The following is a 14,449-nucleotide window of genomic DNA, read 5'->3' on the forward strand; positions in this document are numbered from 1 at the left end:
GCGAGGCTGCGGGATGTGTGGCCGACCCGACCCGACCCGGTCACGACACTCCCCGACAAAAGCGAGTGTCGTGACCGGGACTCAGGTCACCAGTGAACGCCGGGCAGCATCCGGCTCATCCGCGCGGCGGGACTCGGAACGACCATCAGCGGGGCGAGGACCGGTCCGAGGACCGTGAGCGGTCCGCGCGACGGTTCGGTGGTCTCGGCGGGTTCCGCGATGACCGGTTCCTGCTTGCCCTGCGCGGCGGTCGATTCACCGAACAGGCGGTACCCGGTGTGCATGATGGTCCGTTTCAGCGACGGCAGGAACATCTCGACCGCCTGCGAGAACGTGCCGACAGGTGTGTCGATGCGGTCGGGGCGTTCGAGCAGGGCGCGGACCACGATGCCCGCCGCCCGCTCCGGATCCGGCAGCGGCAGCGCGCGGTAGAGCTCGGTCGGCGCGATCATGGGCGTGCGGACCAGCGGCATCCGGATGGAGGTGAAAGTGATTCCCGCGTCACGGTTTTCGACCGCGGCGATGTCACTGAAGTTGTCCAGCGCCGACTTGCTCGCGGCGTACGCGGCGAAGCGCGGCACCTTGGTCTGCACGGCGATCGAGGAGATGTTCACGATGTGGCCGAAGTGGCGTTCCCGCATCGACGGCAGCAGCGCGAGGATGAGCCGCACCGCCCCGAAGTAGTTCACCGCCATGGTCCGCTCGAAATCGTGCATGCGGTCCACCGAATTGGCCACCGAGCGCCGGATCGAACGGCCCGCGTTGTTCACCAGGTAGTCGACGTGGCCGTGCTCGGTGAGCACCGTCTGCACCAGCGCGCCGACGGCCGTGGCATCGGTGATATCGCACGGGTAGGCGAAAGCCGACCCACCGTCGGCACGAATGGATTCCGCTGCGGCAGTGAGGTCTTCGACACCGCGCGCGACCATCAGCACCACCGCGCCACGACGCGCGACAGCATGCGCGGTGGCCAGGCCGATGCCCGACGAGGCGCCGGTGATGAGCACCGTGCGGCCCGAGAGCGGATGCGCCCCGGACTCGACACGGCCACGCTGCGGATCGAGGTTGGCCCGCCAGAATTCCCACAGCCGGGCGGCGTAGGTCTCGAAGGCGGGCACCACGAGCCCGGGCAGCAGCGCCCGCGTGGAGTCCGAAACGAACTCGGCGGTGAAACCGACATGCGGGGCTACCTCGGCGGGGATGCCCGCCTGCTCGAACAGGAAGTCGCGCACCGCGTGTGCGCCGGGCACCTGTCCGAGGCCGCGCAGCGCGAACGCACTGCCCGGCACGGTCCCGATCCCGGTCGGCCCACCCGCCGCGCTAGCCAGCGCACGGTAGATCTCGCCGAACGGCTGCGGCTCCGGGTTGACCAGGTGGAATGTGCGCCCGTCCAGCCCCGGGCGGCGCACCAGGCGAACCATCGCCTCGGCCACGTAGTCGACCGGAACCACATTGGTGGCACCCAGATCGGGCAGCGGCAGCGGCAGTTCGGCGGGCAGGTCCGACAGCGCCGCGATCGCCGGGAAGAAGTAGTACGGGCCGTCGATCTTGTCCATCTCGCCGGTACGCGAATCGCCGACCACGATCGCGGGGCGATACACCCGCCACCGCACATCGCCGGCCTCGCGGACCAGCTTCTCGGCCGCGAACTTGGTGCGGTGGTACGGCGAGGTGAGGTTCTGGCCGAGGTCGAAATCCTCCTCGAAGAACTTGCCGTGATGATCGCCTGCCACCGCCACCGAGGACACGTGGTGCAGGACCGCACCGAGCCTGCGCGCCAGCTCGATCACCGCGCGGGTGCCGTTCACATTGGCCGCGTGGGCGGACTCCTCGTCGGCGGTCATGTCGTAGACCGCGCCGAGGTGCAGCACATGGTCGGCGCGCGGCGGCTCGTCGCCCAAGCCGAGTCCCTCGGCGGTCAGGTCGCCGACCAGCGCGAATACGCGATCGCCGTCGGGGTGCTGCGCATTGAGCGCGGTGAACTTGGCCAGCGACTCGGCGCGCACCAGCACGTGCACGATCGCGGCCGGGTCGGCGGCGAGCAACTCACGTACCACTCGCCGACCGAGAAAACCGGTACCGCCCGTCACGATGTAGGAAACCATCGCCCCTCCTGAAAATGTCTCGAAACACGGTGTGCGCAAAAGTGATCCGGCATGCGGCGGTGGATGTGGGGATCACGGGAACCCGGGAACATCGTCGTCCGGGTGCGGCTAACCGTACTCGTCGGTAACAAAGGGGGCAAGCGGCGGGGTGTCTGTCACCGTGTGGGAATTGTCACCCGTCGTCGCAGGTCAAAGGGTATGTGTGACAGTTGATTTCCGTAACTCCGAGTTTCGGGCAACTTCTCGCTAACGGTGCGCGGCGAGTACTCCGGCGACCGTGTCGGCCATCCTGGCCCGGAATTTGTCGGGAGCGAAGCTGTCGGCGTGCGCGCGGATCTTCGCGGAATCGTAGGTGCCCGAATCGAAGTCGCGCATCCGTTCGGCGAGGGCGGCGACGACCGCGTCGTCGTGGCCGGGTGGTACGTATTCGCCGGTCACGCCGGGTCGCACCGTGTCGAGCGAGCCGCCCGCACCGACCGCGAGCACCGGCGTTCCACAGGCCATGGCCTCCACGGGGACGATGCCGAAGTCCTCGATGCCCGGCATCAGCAGGGCACGGCAGCGCCGGTACATGTCCTGCAGGACGTCGGCGGAGGTGGCTCCGAGGAACGTGGTCTCCGGCCCGGCGAGCTCTTCGAGTTGGTCCCGGAACCGGCCTTCGCCGAGGACGACCAGCCGCACGCCCGCGCGCTGGGCGGCGCGGATCGCCAGATCCGCGCGCTTGTAGGGCACGAGCCTGCCTGCGCACAGGAAGAAGTCCTCCCGCGCGACCCCCGGATCGGGCGTGAAGCGGGCGACCTGCACCGGCGGATTCACGACAGAGGCGGGCAGACCCCACCAGTCCCGTACCCGCTCGGCGACGGCGTGCGAGTTGGCGATCACATGGGTGAGCCGAGGTGCGGCGCGCAATTCGCCACGGCGAGCGAGTGTTCCGAGGGCTCCGAGGGCGAGCTGACCCAACCGGCCGCCCGCCTCCTGGGCGCGGAATTCCCGATCCCACGCCCACCGTGCCGGGCTGTGCACATAGGCGACGACGGGTGCGTCGGTGGCGAGCGCGGCCTGGGTGGCGAAGGCATGGTGGCTCACCACGACCACGTCGAAGTCGCCGAGCGGCATGCGCCGCAACGCCCGCGGCACCAGCGGTAGCAGGGGAGCGTGCCTGCCGCCGGTGACGGTGTGGGCCCGGCTGAGCCAGGTGTCGTGCACCGCGCGCACCGGCTCGCGCAACCCGCCGGGCGCCACGATGGGCGCGAAAACCTCGGCGTCGGGCCAGGTTTCGACGAATTCGCCGACCACGGCCTCCGAGCCGCCGAATTCGGTGAATCGTTCGTGGACGATGGCGACACGGGTCATGGGGAGGTTCTCGTTTCGATCTGGCGGGGTGCGGCGGTGCGGCGCAACGCGGGCGCGACCGGGCGGCCACGCAGCAGCCCGTCGACGGAGCCGCGCTCGATCGCGCGGCGATACACCTCGGCGGCCCTTGCGCACGCGGAGACCGTGTCGTCGACGGCCTCGGCGTCGTGGGCGGCAGAGGTGACGAAGGACTGTCCGAGCACGCCGTGCTCGAGCAGTTCCTGGAGAAACAGGGTCCGAAACGCCTGCGACGGCAGGCCTTCGGCGTCGAGGGTGCGGAAGATCAGGCACGACGGGCGCCCGCGCACCTGGAGATGGTCGGTGATGCCGTGCTCGGCGGCGACGGCGTTCACTCTGTCGGCCAGGGTCCGGCCCGCCTCTTCCATGCGGGCGATCGGGTCCTCGGTGCGGTAGGCGTGCACCACGGCGCGGAACGCGGCGAGTGAGGCGGTTTCGGGGCCGTGGGTGGTGGAGAGCAGGAACACCCGGTCGCGATCGGTGCGCAGGCCGCCGAGTTCCATGTACTCGCGTTTGCCCGCGAGTGCGGACAGCGGGAATCCGTTGCCCATCGCCTTGCCCCAGCACGACAGATCGGGTGTCACCCCGTAGACCGCTTGGGCGCCGCCGGCCGACCACCGGAAGCCGGTGATCATCTCGTCGAACACCAGCAGCGTCCCGTGCCGATCGCACAGTGCGCGAACACCTTCCAGAAATCCGGGTAGCGGCTCGGCCAGCGCGGTCGCCGCCTCGAGGAAGACCGCCGCCACCGTGTCGCCCGCCAGGACCGCCGCGAGGGCGTCGAGATCGTTGTAGGGGAATGTCACGGTGTCGACGGCTGGGATGCCGCCGGACATCTCGGTTGTGCCGATGAACCAGTCGTCGACGGAGAAGAACGGCTGTGCGCAGACCGCGACGGTGGTGCGACCGGTGACCGCACGGGCGAGGCGAACGGCCGCCGTGGTGGCGTCGGAACCGTTCTTGGCGAACTTCACCATGTCGGCGCCCGGCACCAGGTCAAGGAAGTCCTGTGCGGCAAGCAGTTCCAATTCGGTGGGCCGCGAGAAGCTCATGCCGTCGGCGGCGGCCTCGACGGCCGCGCGCAGCACCGGTTCATATCCGTGGCCGAGGGTGACCGACCGCAATCCCATTCCGTATTCCACGAACTCGTTGCCGTCGGCATCCCAGACGCGAGCACCCTTGCCGCGCACCAATACCGGCGCCATCGACTCGGGGTACTGATCGGCGCCACGGGCGTAGGTATGGGCGCCGCCGGGAACGAGGTCGTGCAGACGCGCCTGGATTTCGGTGCTGCGGGTGAAGTCGCGCATCAGGTGAGCCCCCAGAGGTCGTGATCGGCACTCGGACCGCTCGGCCCGCGATGGGCCCTGAGCAGCCCCTCGTTGGCGAAACCGGCGGCGGCGACCACCGCGGCGGTGACGGTGTCGCCGACGGGAATCTCGGCCGCCATCCGCTGCACGCCCAGCTCCGTGAAGGCGTGCTCGATGACCTTACGCAGAGCTGCCGCCCACAGTTCGGGTTCGACCCGGAGTGGATCGACCCAGATGTAGAGCCCGGTGGCCTGGCACGGCAGTGGTGAATCGTAGAGGTGGAATTCGCCTGCGTAGGCACCGTTCACGTCGAGCACGAGGCGCAGTCCGCTCGGTGATCGCAGGCCGAATCGGCTGTGCCACAGTGTGCGATACCACTGGGCGCGGCTCTTCGATCGGTCTTGCCCGGCCGAGGGACCTTCCTCGGTGCCGAGCCGCTCCTGCCTGGACCGGGGGAACGAGCTCGTTGCCGTCACCCTTGTGCGTCCCACCTGAGTCCACTGCCCCCTGTCCATGCGAGTCAGGGTGCGCACCACCGTGTTCGGACGCTCCCGGACGATCAGCGCAACCGGGGCGGCGGGACGGTAGCGCCGCAGCTTCTCCCGTACAGACCACACCGACCATCGCAGGGCGGCCAGCGCGACCACCGTGCGCGGTACGCCGCTATTCGCCGAGCCTGCGCCCGGTGCGGTGCTCGGCGGGTAGGTCGCCCGGGCGGCCGATCTGGAAGTCCTCGGCTCCACGAGGGGAACGTCCGCTGGATCGACCGGAACGAGCGGCGGCAGCTGCGCGGCGGCCAAATCGGCGGGGGTGAGTGCCCACAGCGTGTGGTCCTTGCGCGCACCACCCGCGTCGTAGGCCCGGGCCATCGTCGCCTCGTGCCGGAAGCCCAGTCCCCGTAGGCAGCGCAGCGCTGGGTCGTTGTCGGTGGACACCGGGGCGAGCACCCGCGCCACACCGTGCACGCGGAACATGTAGTCGCACAAAAGCAACAGGGCACAGCCGATCAGCCCGCGACGGGCCGCGCGGGCATCGATCCAGGCACCGGCCTCCGCCGTTGCCGAATCGGCGTCGATGATCGTGTACTCGACCTGCCCGGCGAACCGCCCGTCGACCTCGATCACGCCGACGAACCGGCGACCGGCCCGCATATCGGCCCAGGCCACCAGGCACTCGCGCGCCCAGATCCGTGACGTGTGCCGCTGCTCCCAGCTCAGCGGTGAGGTGCCCCAGTGCGGTTCGATCCAGGCCCGGTCACGCAACCTGATCTCACGCCACCGGCCGAAGTCCGACAGTCGCGGCGGGCGCAGGCGAACGAGGCTGTCGCCGTGGCGAACCGGGCCGAAGGTCAGGCTCGGCATCGCGATCGGCGCCTCGGTGGTCGTGCGCGACACTGCGCCTCAGTTCTCGCGCGGACCGGAGGACTTCGGCACCGGTGCCGCCCGCACCGGCCATTGCCGTGGCAGCACCGTCGTCTCGGGGTCGTAGTGGACACTCGGGCTGCCGGTCACGTGCGGCACAGTCGCGGTGTCGGTGCGCGCCGGTGGCGTCGGCGTGGCGGGCTGTGACTCAACGGGTTCCGGCTTCTTCGGATCCGGTGTCGGCGAGGCCTGCGCCGGATCCGGCTTCGCCCCGCCGCGACGGAGACCACCACGCCGGACGATCGCGCCGCGAGCAAGCACCACCGACTCCGCGACGATGATCAACGTGGCCAGCGCTGCGAACAGGCCCTCCTGCACCGGATGCGGGGCGACGAGTTCCGAGCGGGGGTTCGCCACCACCGTCAGGCGCGGCATACCCAGCACCTGCCGGAATTCCATCTCGCGGGCCACATCCCTGGCATCGAAACTCAGTTCGGGGCGCAGCGGGTCGTCGGAGAGGCGTTTGGTGAAGGTGTCCTCCACCGCGCGCCGATGCGTCTCGAGGTCGGCCGCCGAACGGGCGATGGCCTCGGTACGCATCTGCGAGGCGACACTGTCCAGGGACTGCTGCACCGCGAAGACCAGCTTCTCGGCTTGCTCGGGCGACCCCGCCTGCGCCTTGATGATCAACAGCGAGGGCGCGGGACCGGTCATGGCCGAAACCCGTGGCCGCAGATCCTGTTCCGACGGCGCGAGCCCGTTCTTCACCACATCCGAGAGCACCCGGCTCTCGGTGACGAGCACGATGTAGGGCTGGGTGAGTTCGTTGAAGACCGCGCCGATCGACTGCTGCGAGATCTGCGCGGTCAGGCTGGCCTCATAGGTGCGTGGACTGCCGTCGCGCACCACCCACACCACACCACCGACGATCGCGGCGACGACCAGAGCGATCGGCAGGGCGCGCAGCAGCTTGCGCAGATGGTCGGCGATGTTCACCCCGGACATGGCGGGGGAATCGGCGCCCGTGTCCGCCGGGTCGGTCTCGCTCACGCTGTCCCCACATTTCGCCGATCTTGTGCAGCGATGTTAGCTGGGGTTCCGCTGTCTAGCGAACTCTGAGCACTGTGGCGAGCGTCATGAGTACCCGTACTGGGAATCGTGAAACATTATCGCCCGTCCGCTCGATGTGAATGTCGATTGCTCGGCGGGTACTGTGCACGCAAACGGGCACCCGACGCGCGACGCGGGCCTGCTGAATGCTTGGAGGATGTGCTGTGGTGGGGCTGCCCGTATCGGTCTGTGTCCCGGCATTCAACGCGGCGCGCACCATCACCGAGACCATCGATTCGATCCGTGCCCAGGAGTTCGGGGATTTCGAGATCGTCGTCCTCGACAACGCCAGCACCGACGGCACCGGTGAACTGGTCCGATCCATCGACGACGAACGGATCCGGCTGCACACCAACGACACCGTGCTCCCGATGACCGAGAACTGGAACCGGGTGATGAGCCTCGCCGGTGGCGAGCTGGTGAAACTGGTCTGCGCCGACGACCTCATCACCCCGGATTGCCTGTCGGCACAGGTGGAGACGTTGCGCGACCCACGAATCGCCGTCGCGGGCGCGAAATTCGACATCATCGACGACAACGGCACCGTCCTGGCCAGAGCTCGTGGGCTGACCGGGTTGATCGGGCGCAAGTCCTCGCGAGCGGCGGTACGCACCTTCGTACGCAGGCTGCCCGACGACCTGTGCCCCACCGCCGCGTTCCTGTTCCGGCGCCGCGAGTTCGAGGCGACCGGCGGCTTCCGCACCGATTTCTTCTATGCCATGGACATCGACCTGATCGCCCGGTTGTGCGCGCACGGTGGCTTCTACGGCCACAACCGTCCGCTCGCGGTGAACCGGGCGTCGATCTTCAACCATTCCTCCACTACCTCGACCCTGAGCAAGTTCTCCGACGTGTTGCGGTTCAATCATCACGCGCGCCGCGAATACCGGGATCTGGTGCGCCCGGTCGACGTGCTCGCCGGCGATGCCACCGTGGTCCGGCAGGCGCTGGTCCGCCTCGGCGCGCGGGCCAGGCAGCTGGCCGGGCGGGGCTGAGGCGCGATGAGCTCGCTGCTGTACCTGGCCGCCGTCCCGGTGGGCTGGGTCTTCCTGCGCTGGATTCGTTTCCGGCCGCAGCGCGGGGTGCTGCTGGTGGCCGCGCTCGTCCCGTTCAACGGTCTGCTCGAGATCGCTCCGGGCTGGATGCAGGTGGCGGGGTGGAAAGAGGCGCTGCTGTGTCTGACGCTCGCCGTGGCGCTGTTCGTGCCGCACCGGCTGACCGAGCCGCGTCCGACGCTGCCGTGGGTGCCGTTCGGTGCCGCGCTGTGTGTGTTCGGTGTGGTGTCGGCGTTCGTCACAGCCGGAACGCTCGGGCTGTTCGCCATCAAGATCACGTTCTTCTACTTCGTCGTGATCCCGCTGATCCTCTACCTGCGGCCCTTCACCCCCCGCGACCGCGATCTGCTGGTGACGATCATGATGGTCGAATCGGTGGGTATCGCGTTGTTCGGCCTGGCCCAACAGGTGATCGGCGGTGCCGGGCTGGCGAAGATGGGCTACGAGTACAACGAGACGATCCGCTTCGCCGGTGGTCTGCTCCGCTCCTTCAGCACGTTCAATCAGCCGTTTCCCTATGCCTTCTACCTGGTGACGGTGTTGCTGGTGGGTGGTTCGGTGGCGCTGGCCGATCCTCGGCGCGCCCGCAACCGGGTGTTCCTGATGACCACCCCGATCCTGGTGCTCGGTGCCGCCGCGAGCGTGGTGCGGGCGGCGCTGGCCGGCTTGCTCGTCGGGGCGTTGCTGCTGGCGGTCGTGCGGTATCGCCGTCAGTTGATGCCGGTGATCCTCGGGTCCGTCGCGGTGGTCGTCGTCGGTGGGATCGCGGTGTCGTCGCAGGCCAGTAGTTCGCTGTTCTCCTCGTCGAGCCTGGCCGACCGCAGTACCGGCTGGAACACCGTGATGCGCACGGTCGGCAGCCATCCCTTCGGTGACGGACTCGGTTCCACCGGTGCGGCGGCGGCGCGGCTGCTCGTCGAGGAACTCGGGCCGATGGCGGGGGAGATGCCGTACGCCACCGGCGAGGTCCAGATCTACGGGCGTCCCTATCAACCCGACAACTACTACGTGAAGCTGCTCATCGAGCTCGGCCCGATCGGGGTGTGGCTGTTCTGCGCCATCCTCGTCGTGATCTTCTTGCTCGCGTTTCGTGGTGCCCGTGCGCTGCGCGGCCCGGACTCGGCCCTGGCGCTCGGTGTCGCGGCGTCCGTGCTCGCCAGCGCGGTCGCGGCGGTGGCCTCGAGCTACTTCGAGATCTTCCCGACCGACTTCTATTTCTGGCTGCTCGCCGCGGTCGTCGGGTGTGCCGTCACGCAACGCCGACCCGAGCCGGTGTCCGCCGACCCGAACTCTGTCCCCGAACAGGTGCCGTCATGAATGAATCCTCCAGTAGCGCAGTGTGTTTCGGTGCGCTGGCGTTCCGGCCGAACGGGGCGGGCGTCGCCACCTACCAGCGCGAACTGCTGGCGAGGATGGCCGGGCTGATGCCGGGAACCGCGCTGTCGGCGCTCGTCCAGGCCGATGCCGCGCCCGTGCTGCCCGAGGGCATCGCCCCGGTGACGCGACCGGTGGCGGCGGGGGCGCGCCGGGCCTGGCACGGCATCGCCCCGCAGCGCGGTGCCGACGTGTTCCACGGACTCGATGTCGACATCCCGCTCACCGGCCCGAGGGCCACGGTCAGCACCGTGCACGACCTGTCGGTGTTCGACGTACCGTGGGCGTTCAGCCGCTACCGGGCCCGCGGCGAGCAACTCTTGCTGCGGATGTCGCTGACCCGCGCCGACCTGCTCATCGCCGTCTCCGAATTCACCGCCCAGCGCATCGCGGACCGCTTCGGGCGTGAGGCCGTCGTCGTCCCGCTCGCCCCGGCCGCCTGGGCGACGGTGCCCGACGAGGCCGCCGTGGACCGGGTGCGCGCCCGGTACGCCTTGCCGCCACGCTTCGTGCTGCAGGTCGGCACCGTCGAACCACGCAAGCAGGTCGCGATGCTGGCGCAGGTCGCGGGCGACCTCGACATCCCGCTCGTGCTGGCGGGCGCCGGATCCGACGGCCCGCAGGCACCGGCCTCGGCGATCGGGCTCGGCTACGTGGACCTCGCCGACCTGCCCGCCCTGTACGCGGCCGCGACCGTGGTTGCCTACTGCTCGGAATACGAGGGGTTCGGGCTGCCGCCGGTGGAGGCCATGGCCTGCGGTGGCGCGGTCGTCGCCAGCGCGGTCGGCGCGCTACCGCAGGTCTGCGGTGACGGTGCGGTCCTGGTCGAGGGCACGAACCCCGAGGCGTGGGTCCGGGCGATGCGTCCGCTGCTGCACGACGAGGCCGCCAATCGTGAACTGCGCGACCGTGGCCTGGTCGCGATGACGAAACTGAGCTGGCAGGCCACCGCCGAGGCCACCGTCGCCGCCTATCGCACGGCCGGACTCCTGCCGTGAGCGAGCAGACCGCCGCCCTCGACGAGCAAGCCGAGGGCAGGCGCCGCGCCCAATCGGGTCGCGCCGCGGCCAACAACACCGCCGCCATGCTGGCCGCCCGGATATTCGCCGCCGCGCTAGGCCTGCTCGGCACCACCCTCATCGCGCGGTCGCTGCCGACGGTCGAATGGGGCTATTTCTCCTTCGTTTTCGGGCTGCTCGGCATGCTGGCGATCGTCACCGACCTGGGTGTCGGCCGGGCTGTCATCGGCAAACTCGTGCACGGCGACCCCACCGAGGCCTCCGAGGTGGCCGCCTCGTTCATCGTGCTGCGCACCGTCCTCGGCCTGGTCGGGTACGGGCTCGCCATCGGCTATGTCCTCGTGATGCGGTGCCCCACACCGGTTGTCGCGGCCACGGCGCTCGCCGGGCTGGTGGTGGTGATCGCCACCCCGAGCCACGCGCTGACCATCCTGTTCCAGTCGACGATGCGCCTGACCCTGGTCGCCGCCGCCGAATCCCTCGCGCGCTGCGTCCAATTGGCGCTCACGGTCGCCGCGGTGCTGTGGGCGCCGACGCTGCTGTGGGTCGTGGTGCCTGCCATCGCCTACGAGGCCGTCGCGGTCGCGGTGAAGATCGTCGCGGTGACGCGCGGCCTCGGCGGGTCCGTTCCGGCACGGCGTATCGAGCTGCGCTGGTGGGGGCCGATGTTGCGCGAGGCGTTGCCGTTGAGCATCGGTCTGGCACTGATCATCATGTTGCAGAAGGTCGGGCTGCTGTTGCTCGGGCACGCCGACAGCTTCGAAGCCGTCGGTCTGTTCGCCGTCGGTATGAAATTCGCCGATCTGCTCGACACCGCCGCCGTCTCGGTCGTCGCGCCGCTGACGACCCTGCTGATCGCGCTGTGGCCCGACGACCCGGCCCGCTTCCGGCGCTATTTCCGGCAGGCGAACGTCGCGTTGATCGCCCTCGGTCTGCTCGCGCTCGTGGCGTTCTGGCCGGTCGCAGGCCAGGTGATCGGGTTGCTGTTCGGCGAGAACTTCGTCGAGGCGGCGGACGCGGGCCGCATCCAGGTGGCAGCCGGTCTGCTGGGCGCCGTCGCGAATCTCGGCCTGGTCGCGCTGATGGCGACCGGACGCAACACCCTGATCCCGTGGATCGCCGCCCTGGCGCTCGCGGTGAACCTGGGCGTCGCGTGGCCGTTGATCGACCGGATGTCCTACGAGGGCGCCGCGATCGCCGGACTGATCGCCCAGGTGGTGCTGCTGATCTCGGTGTGGATCGCGGTGCTCGCGACAGTCCGGCTGCGGCGGCTGCTCCCGGTCGCGACGGTGGCCGCACTCACCGGTGTGGCCGGAGCCGTCGTCGTCGCCGCGAGCCTGGCTCAACGGCACTGGGCGCCCCCGTGGATTCTCACCTGCGCTCCGGCCTGCCTGATATACGTTCTCATCGCCGGAAGCATCATGCGAAGGACCGAGGGATTGACCATACGAAGCTTGCGAGGACCGGAAACCGATGACACTGTGGCGAATCGCTCGGGCGGGACTGACCGCCGTGGTCGTCATGGCGACAGTCCTCGGGTGCGCACCGGAGCCGACGGCGAGCACTGAACCGGTGGTGCGCGGCGGTCTGGGTATCTCGGGCGGACACACCTGGCTGCAGCTCGACGCCGCCGAACTGGATCGGCAGATGGGCATCGTGGCGCAGACCGGCGCCACCTGGGTGCGCATCGACATCGACTGGTCGGTGATCGAACCCGTTCGCGGCGAACAGGACTGGTCGGCCACCGATCGCGCGGTGCGGGCCGCGCGCGCCCACAACCTTTCGGTGCTCGCGATCCTCACCTACGCGCCCGCCTGGGCCGGCCCACACGGCGGTGACGGCGGCAGCAAGACCGCACCGCAACCGGTGTTGTTCGGGCGGTTCGTCGGTGACGCGGTGGAGCATTATCGCGACCAGATCTCGCACTGGGAGGTCTGGAACGAACCGAATGTGACCGCGTTCTTCGCGCCGAAGCCCGATGTCGCCACCTACGCGCACCTGCTGCGGCAAGCCGCGCTCGCGGTGCGCGCACGCCAGCCGCACGGGCAGATCATCGTCGGCGGCCTGGCACCTGCCGCCGACGACGGCCGCGACATCGCCCCCGCCACCTTCGTCGAAGCGCTCTACGCCATCGGCGCGGGCGCCGACTTCGACGCCGTCGCCGTGCACCCGTACTCCTATCCCGAACTACCCGAATCGCAGAGCTGGTACAACGCCTTCGGCAACCTCATGCGGATCCGGCGGATCATGGACGCCAACCACGACACCACCATGCAGTTGTGGCCCACCGAGTTCGGTGCGCCGACCGGTGCGGGCGCGCGGGCCGTGAGCGAGGACGTGCAGGCCCAGATCATCGATCAGGGGCTCGGCATGGTCGCCGCCATCCACGATATCGGCCCCGTGTTCGTCTACTCGCTGGTCGACGCGGGCGGCGACCCGCACGACCTCGAGGACAACTTCGGGCTGCTGCGCCGCGACTACTCCGAGAAACCGGCGGTGACCGTGGTGCGCAACCACGCGGAGGTGCTGCGTGCCGGGCGCTGACCGGGACCTGCTGTTCGTCGCCCACAGTGCGCAGGCCTCCGGTGCCGAGAAGGTGATGCTCGATCTGATCGAGGTGGCCGTCGCGCGCGGGTACCGCGTGCGGGTGGCGTGTCCGGTCGGCGCGCTCAGCCTGCGGCTGCCCGGCTCGGTGGGGCATGTGGCGATCCCGGAACTCGGCTTGTCGGGTCAGCAGGGCGGTGCGCGGTTCGCGGCCGCACTGGTGATGCTGTGGCACTGGGTCCTGGCCGCCGCCGCGTTGCGAAAGGCCTCGCGCGGTGGCCGGGCGCGGCTGGTGGTGAACTCGACGATGGCCCTGCCCGCCGTGGCGATGTCGGTGCCCCGGCGCCGTGACACCGTCTGGTTGGTACACGACATCCTTGCCAGCACAAGACAATTCGCGGTGGCGCGGATCGGTCGGCTGGCGCTGGCACGGGCCGTCGCGGTGTCCGAACGGGCGGCGGCCCCGGTGCGTGCGCTCGGGATCGAGACCGAGGTGGCGTGGCTCGGGGTGCCGTGGCCGGTCGAGCCCGCACCCGTAGTGGTTCGCTCGCACCCCGTGGTCGGCATCCTCGGCGTGATCACCGAGTGGAAGGGCCACCACGTGCTGCTGGAAGCCGTCGCGGCCCTGCCCGAAGTGAGCGTCGAGATCGCGGGAAAGGCCCTGCCCGGCGACGAACCGTATCTGGCGCGCCTGCGTGACCGCGCGGCCCAGCCCGACCTCGCCGGCCGTGTGCACTTCCTCGGCCACGTCGACCCACTGCCCACCATCCGAGGCTGGGACGTTCTCGTTTCGGCCAGCGTCCTCCCCGAAGCGGGACCACTGGTGGTGCTCGAGGCGATGAGCGTCGGCGTCCCCGTGGTCGCCACCGACCACGGCGGCAATGTGAGCACCGACGTCGCGGTATGCGTCCGCCCCGACGACCCGCACGCCCTGCGCGAGGCGCTGAGCCGGATCACCGCAGACCACGCCCTGCGCGCTCGGCTCCGCGAAGCGGGACTCGCGAAGATCGCCACCCGCCACAACCGCACCCGGACTCGCCCGCACATGTTCGACAGGGTGGTCGGCGACGGGAACCGAGCGATGTCGACACCGCCCGGGAACTCGACGTCGGCAGCGCCGGGCTCACCGTGAACCCTGCGGTGCGCAGGTCGGACGTCGGGTGGTCCGGGCGTACCGGCCGTCCTTCGATGGGTGGGCCC

11 protein-coding genes are annotated in these 14,449 nt (G+C 69.7%); 6 read left to right on the forward strand and 5 right to left on the reverse strand.

The window, feature by feature from the left end:
* Nucleotides 1–86 precede the first annotated feature (86 nt).
* The 5 genes from LDL21_RS08930 to LDL21_RS08950 form a co-directional block, all read right to left on the reverse strand.
* The gene (locus LDL21_RS08930) at nt 87–2,105 is read right to left on the reverse strand and encodes an SDR family oxidoreductase (RefSeq protein ID WP_225279581.1); all 2,019 of its coding nucleotides are present in this window, start codon (nt 2,103–2,105) and stop codon (nt 87–89) included.
* Between the two features lie 246 nt (nt 2,106–2,351).
* Nucleotides 2,352–3,458, reverse strand: coding sequence for a glycosyltransferase (locus LDL21_RS08935; RefSeq protein ID WP_225279582.1), 1,107 nt, complete (start codon nt 3,456–3,458; stop codon nt 2,352–2,354).
* On the reverse strand, nt 3,455–4,786 hold the full coding sequence (locus LDL21_RS08940; protein ID WP_225279583.1) for a glutamate-1-semialdehyde 2,1-aminomutase: 1,332 nt from the start codon (nt 4,784–4,786) through the stop codon (nt 3,455–3,457). Before LDL21_RS08940 ends, LDL21_RS08935 begins: the two co-directional genes overlap by 4 nt.
* Nucleotides 4,786–6,180, reverse strand: coding sequence for a GNAT family N-acetyltransferase (locus LDL21_RS08945; protein WP_225279584.1), 1,395 nt, complete (start codon nt 6,178–6,180; stop codon nt 4,786–4,788). Before LDL21_RS08945 ends, LDL21_RS08940 begins: the two co-directional genes overlap by 1 nt.
* A 6-nt stretch (nt 6,181–6,186) precedes the next feature.
* On the reverse strand, nt 6,187–7,197 hold the full coding sequence (locus LDL21_RS08950) for a hypothetical protein (protein ID WP_225279585.1): 1,011 nt from the start codon (nt 7,195–7,197) through the stop codon (nt 6,187–6,189).
* 227 nt (nt 7,198–7,424) lie between these two features.
* Here LDL21_RS08950 and LDL21_RS08955 point away from each other — a divergent pair, with 227 nt between their 5' ends.
* From LDL21_RS08955 to LDL21_RS08980, 6 genes are read left to right on the forward strand one after another with little or no spacing between them, the layout of a single operon-like run.
* The gene (locus tag LDL21_RS08955) at nt 7,425–8,252 is read left to right on the forward strand and encodes a glycosyltransferase family 2 protein (RefSeq protein ID WP_225279586.1); all 828 of its coding nucleotides are present in this window, start codon (nt 7,425–7,427) and stop codon (nt 8,250–8,252) included.
* Nucleotides 8,253–8,258: 6 nt separating this feature from the next.
* The gene (locus LDL21_RS08960) at nt 8,259–9,629 is read left to right on the forward strand and encodes an O-antigen ligase family protein (protein ID WP_225279587.1); all 1,371 of its coding nucleotides are present in this window, start codon (nt 8,259–8,261) and stop codon (nt 9,627–9,629) included.
* Nucleotides 9,626–10,684 carry a glycosyltransferase family 4 protein gene (locus LDL21_RS08965; RefSeq protein ID WP_225279588.1) on the forward strand — a complete coding sequence of 353 codons (1,059 nt, stop codon included), beginning with the start codon at nt 9,626–9,628 and terminating at the stop codon, nt 10,682–10,684. Before LDL21_RS08960 ends, LDL21_RS08965 begins: the two co-directional genes overlap by 4 nt.
* A complete protein-coding gene (locus tag LDL21_RS08970) occupies nt 10,681–12,273 on the forward strand; it encodes an oligosaccharide flippase family protein (protein WP_225279589.1) in 1,593 nt (530 codons plus the stop codon). The genes LDL21_RS08965 and LDL21_RS08970 overlap by 4 nt, the downstream gene beginning before the upstream one ends.
* Nucleotides 12,227–13,249 carry a glycoside hydrolase 5 family protein gene (locus LDL21_RS08975; RefSeq protein WP_225279590.1) on the forward strand — a complete coding sequence of 341 codons (1,023 nt, stop codon included), beginning with the start codon at nt 12,227–12,229 and terminating at the stop codon, nt 13,247–13,249. Before LDL21_RS08970 ends, LDL21_RS08975 begins: the two co-directional genes overlap by 47 nt.
* On the forward strand, nt 13,236–14,381 hold the full coding sequence (locus LDL21_RS08980) for a glycosyltransferase family 4 protein (RefSeq protein WP_225279591.1): 1,146 nt from the start codon (nt 13,236–13,238) through the stop codon (nt 14,379–14,381). Before LDL21_RS08975 ends, LDL21_RS08980 begins: the two co-directional genes overlap by 14 nt.
* Nucleotides 14,382–14,449: the final 68 nt, after the last annotated feature.

The organism is Nocardia rosealba (genome assembly GCF_020216065.1).
In the GTDB taxonomy this organism is placed as follows: Bacteria; Actinomycetota; Actinomycetes; order Mycobacteriales; family Mycobacteriaceae; genus Nocardia; species Nocardia rosealba.

Coding starts and splice junctions, on each gene's coding strand:
- LDL21_RS08960 (WP_225279587.1), top strand. CDS start 8,259: ATGAGCTCGCTGCTGTACCTGGCCGCCGTCCCGGTGGGCTGGGTCTTC.
- LDL21_RS08935 (WP_225279582.1), bottom strand. CDS start 3,458: ATGACCCGTGTCGCCATCGTCCACGAACGATTCACCGAATTCGGCGGC.
- LDL21_RS08940 (WP_225279583.1), bottom strand. CDS start 4,786: ATGCGCGACTTCACCCGCAGCACCGAAATCCAGGCGCGTCTGCACGAC.
- LDL21_RS08930 (WP_225279581.1), bottom strand. CDS start 2,105: ATGGTTTCCTACATCGTGACGGGCGGTACCGGTTTTCTCGGTCGGCGA.
- LDL21_RS08975 (WP_225279590.1), top strand. CDS start 12,227: ATGGCGACAGTCCTCGGGTGCGCACCGGAGCCGACGGCGAGCACTGAA.
- LDL21_RS08965 (WP_225279588.1), top strand. CDS start 9,626: ATGAATGAATCCTCCAGTAGCGCAGTGTGTTTCGGTGCGCTGGCGTTC.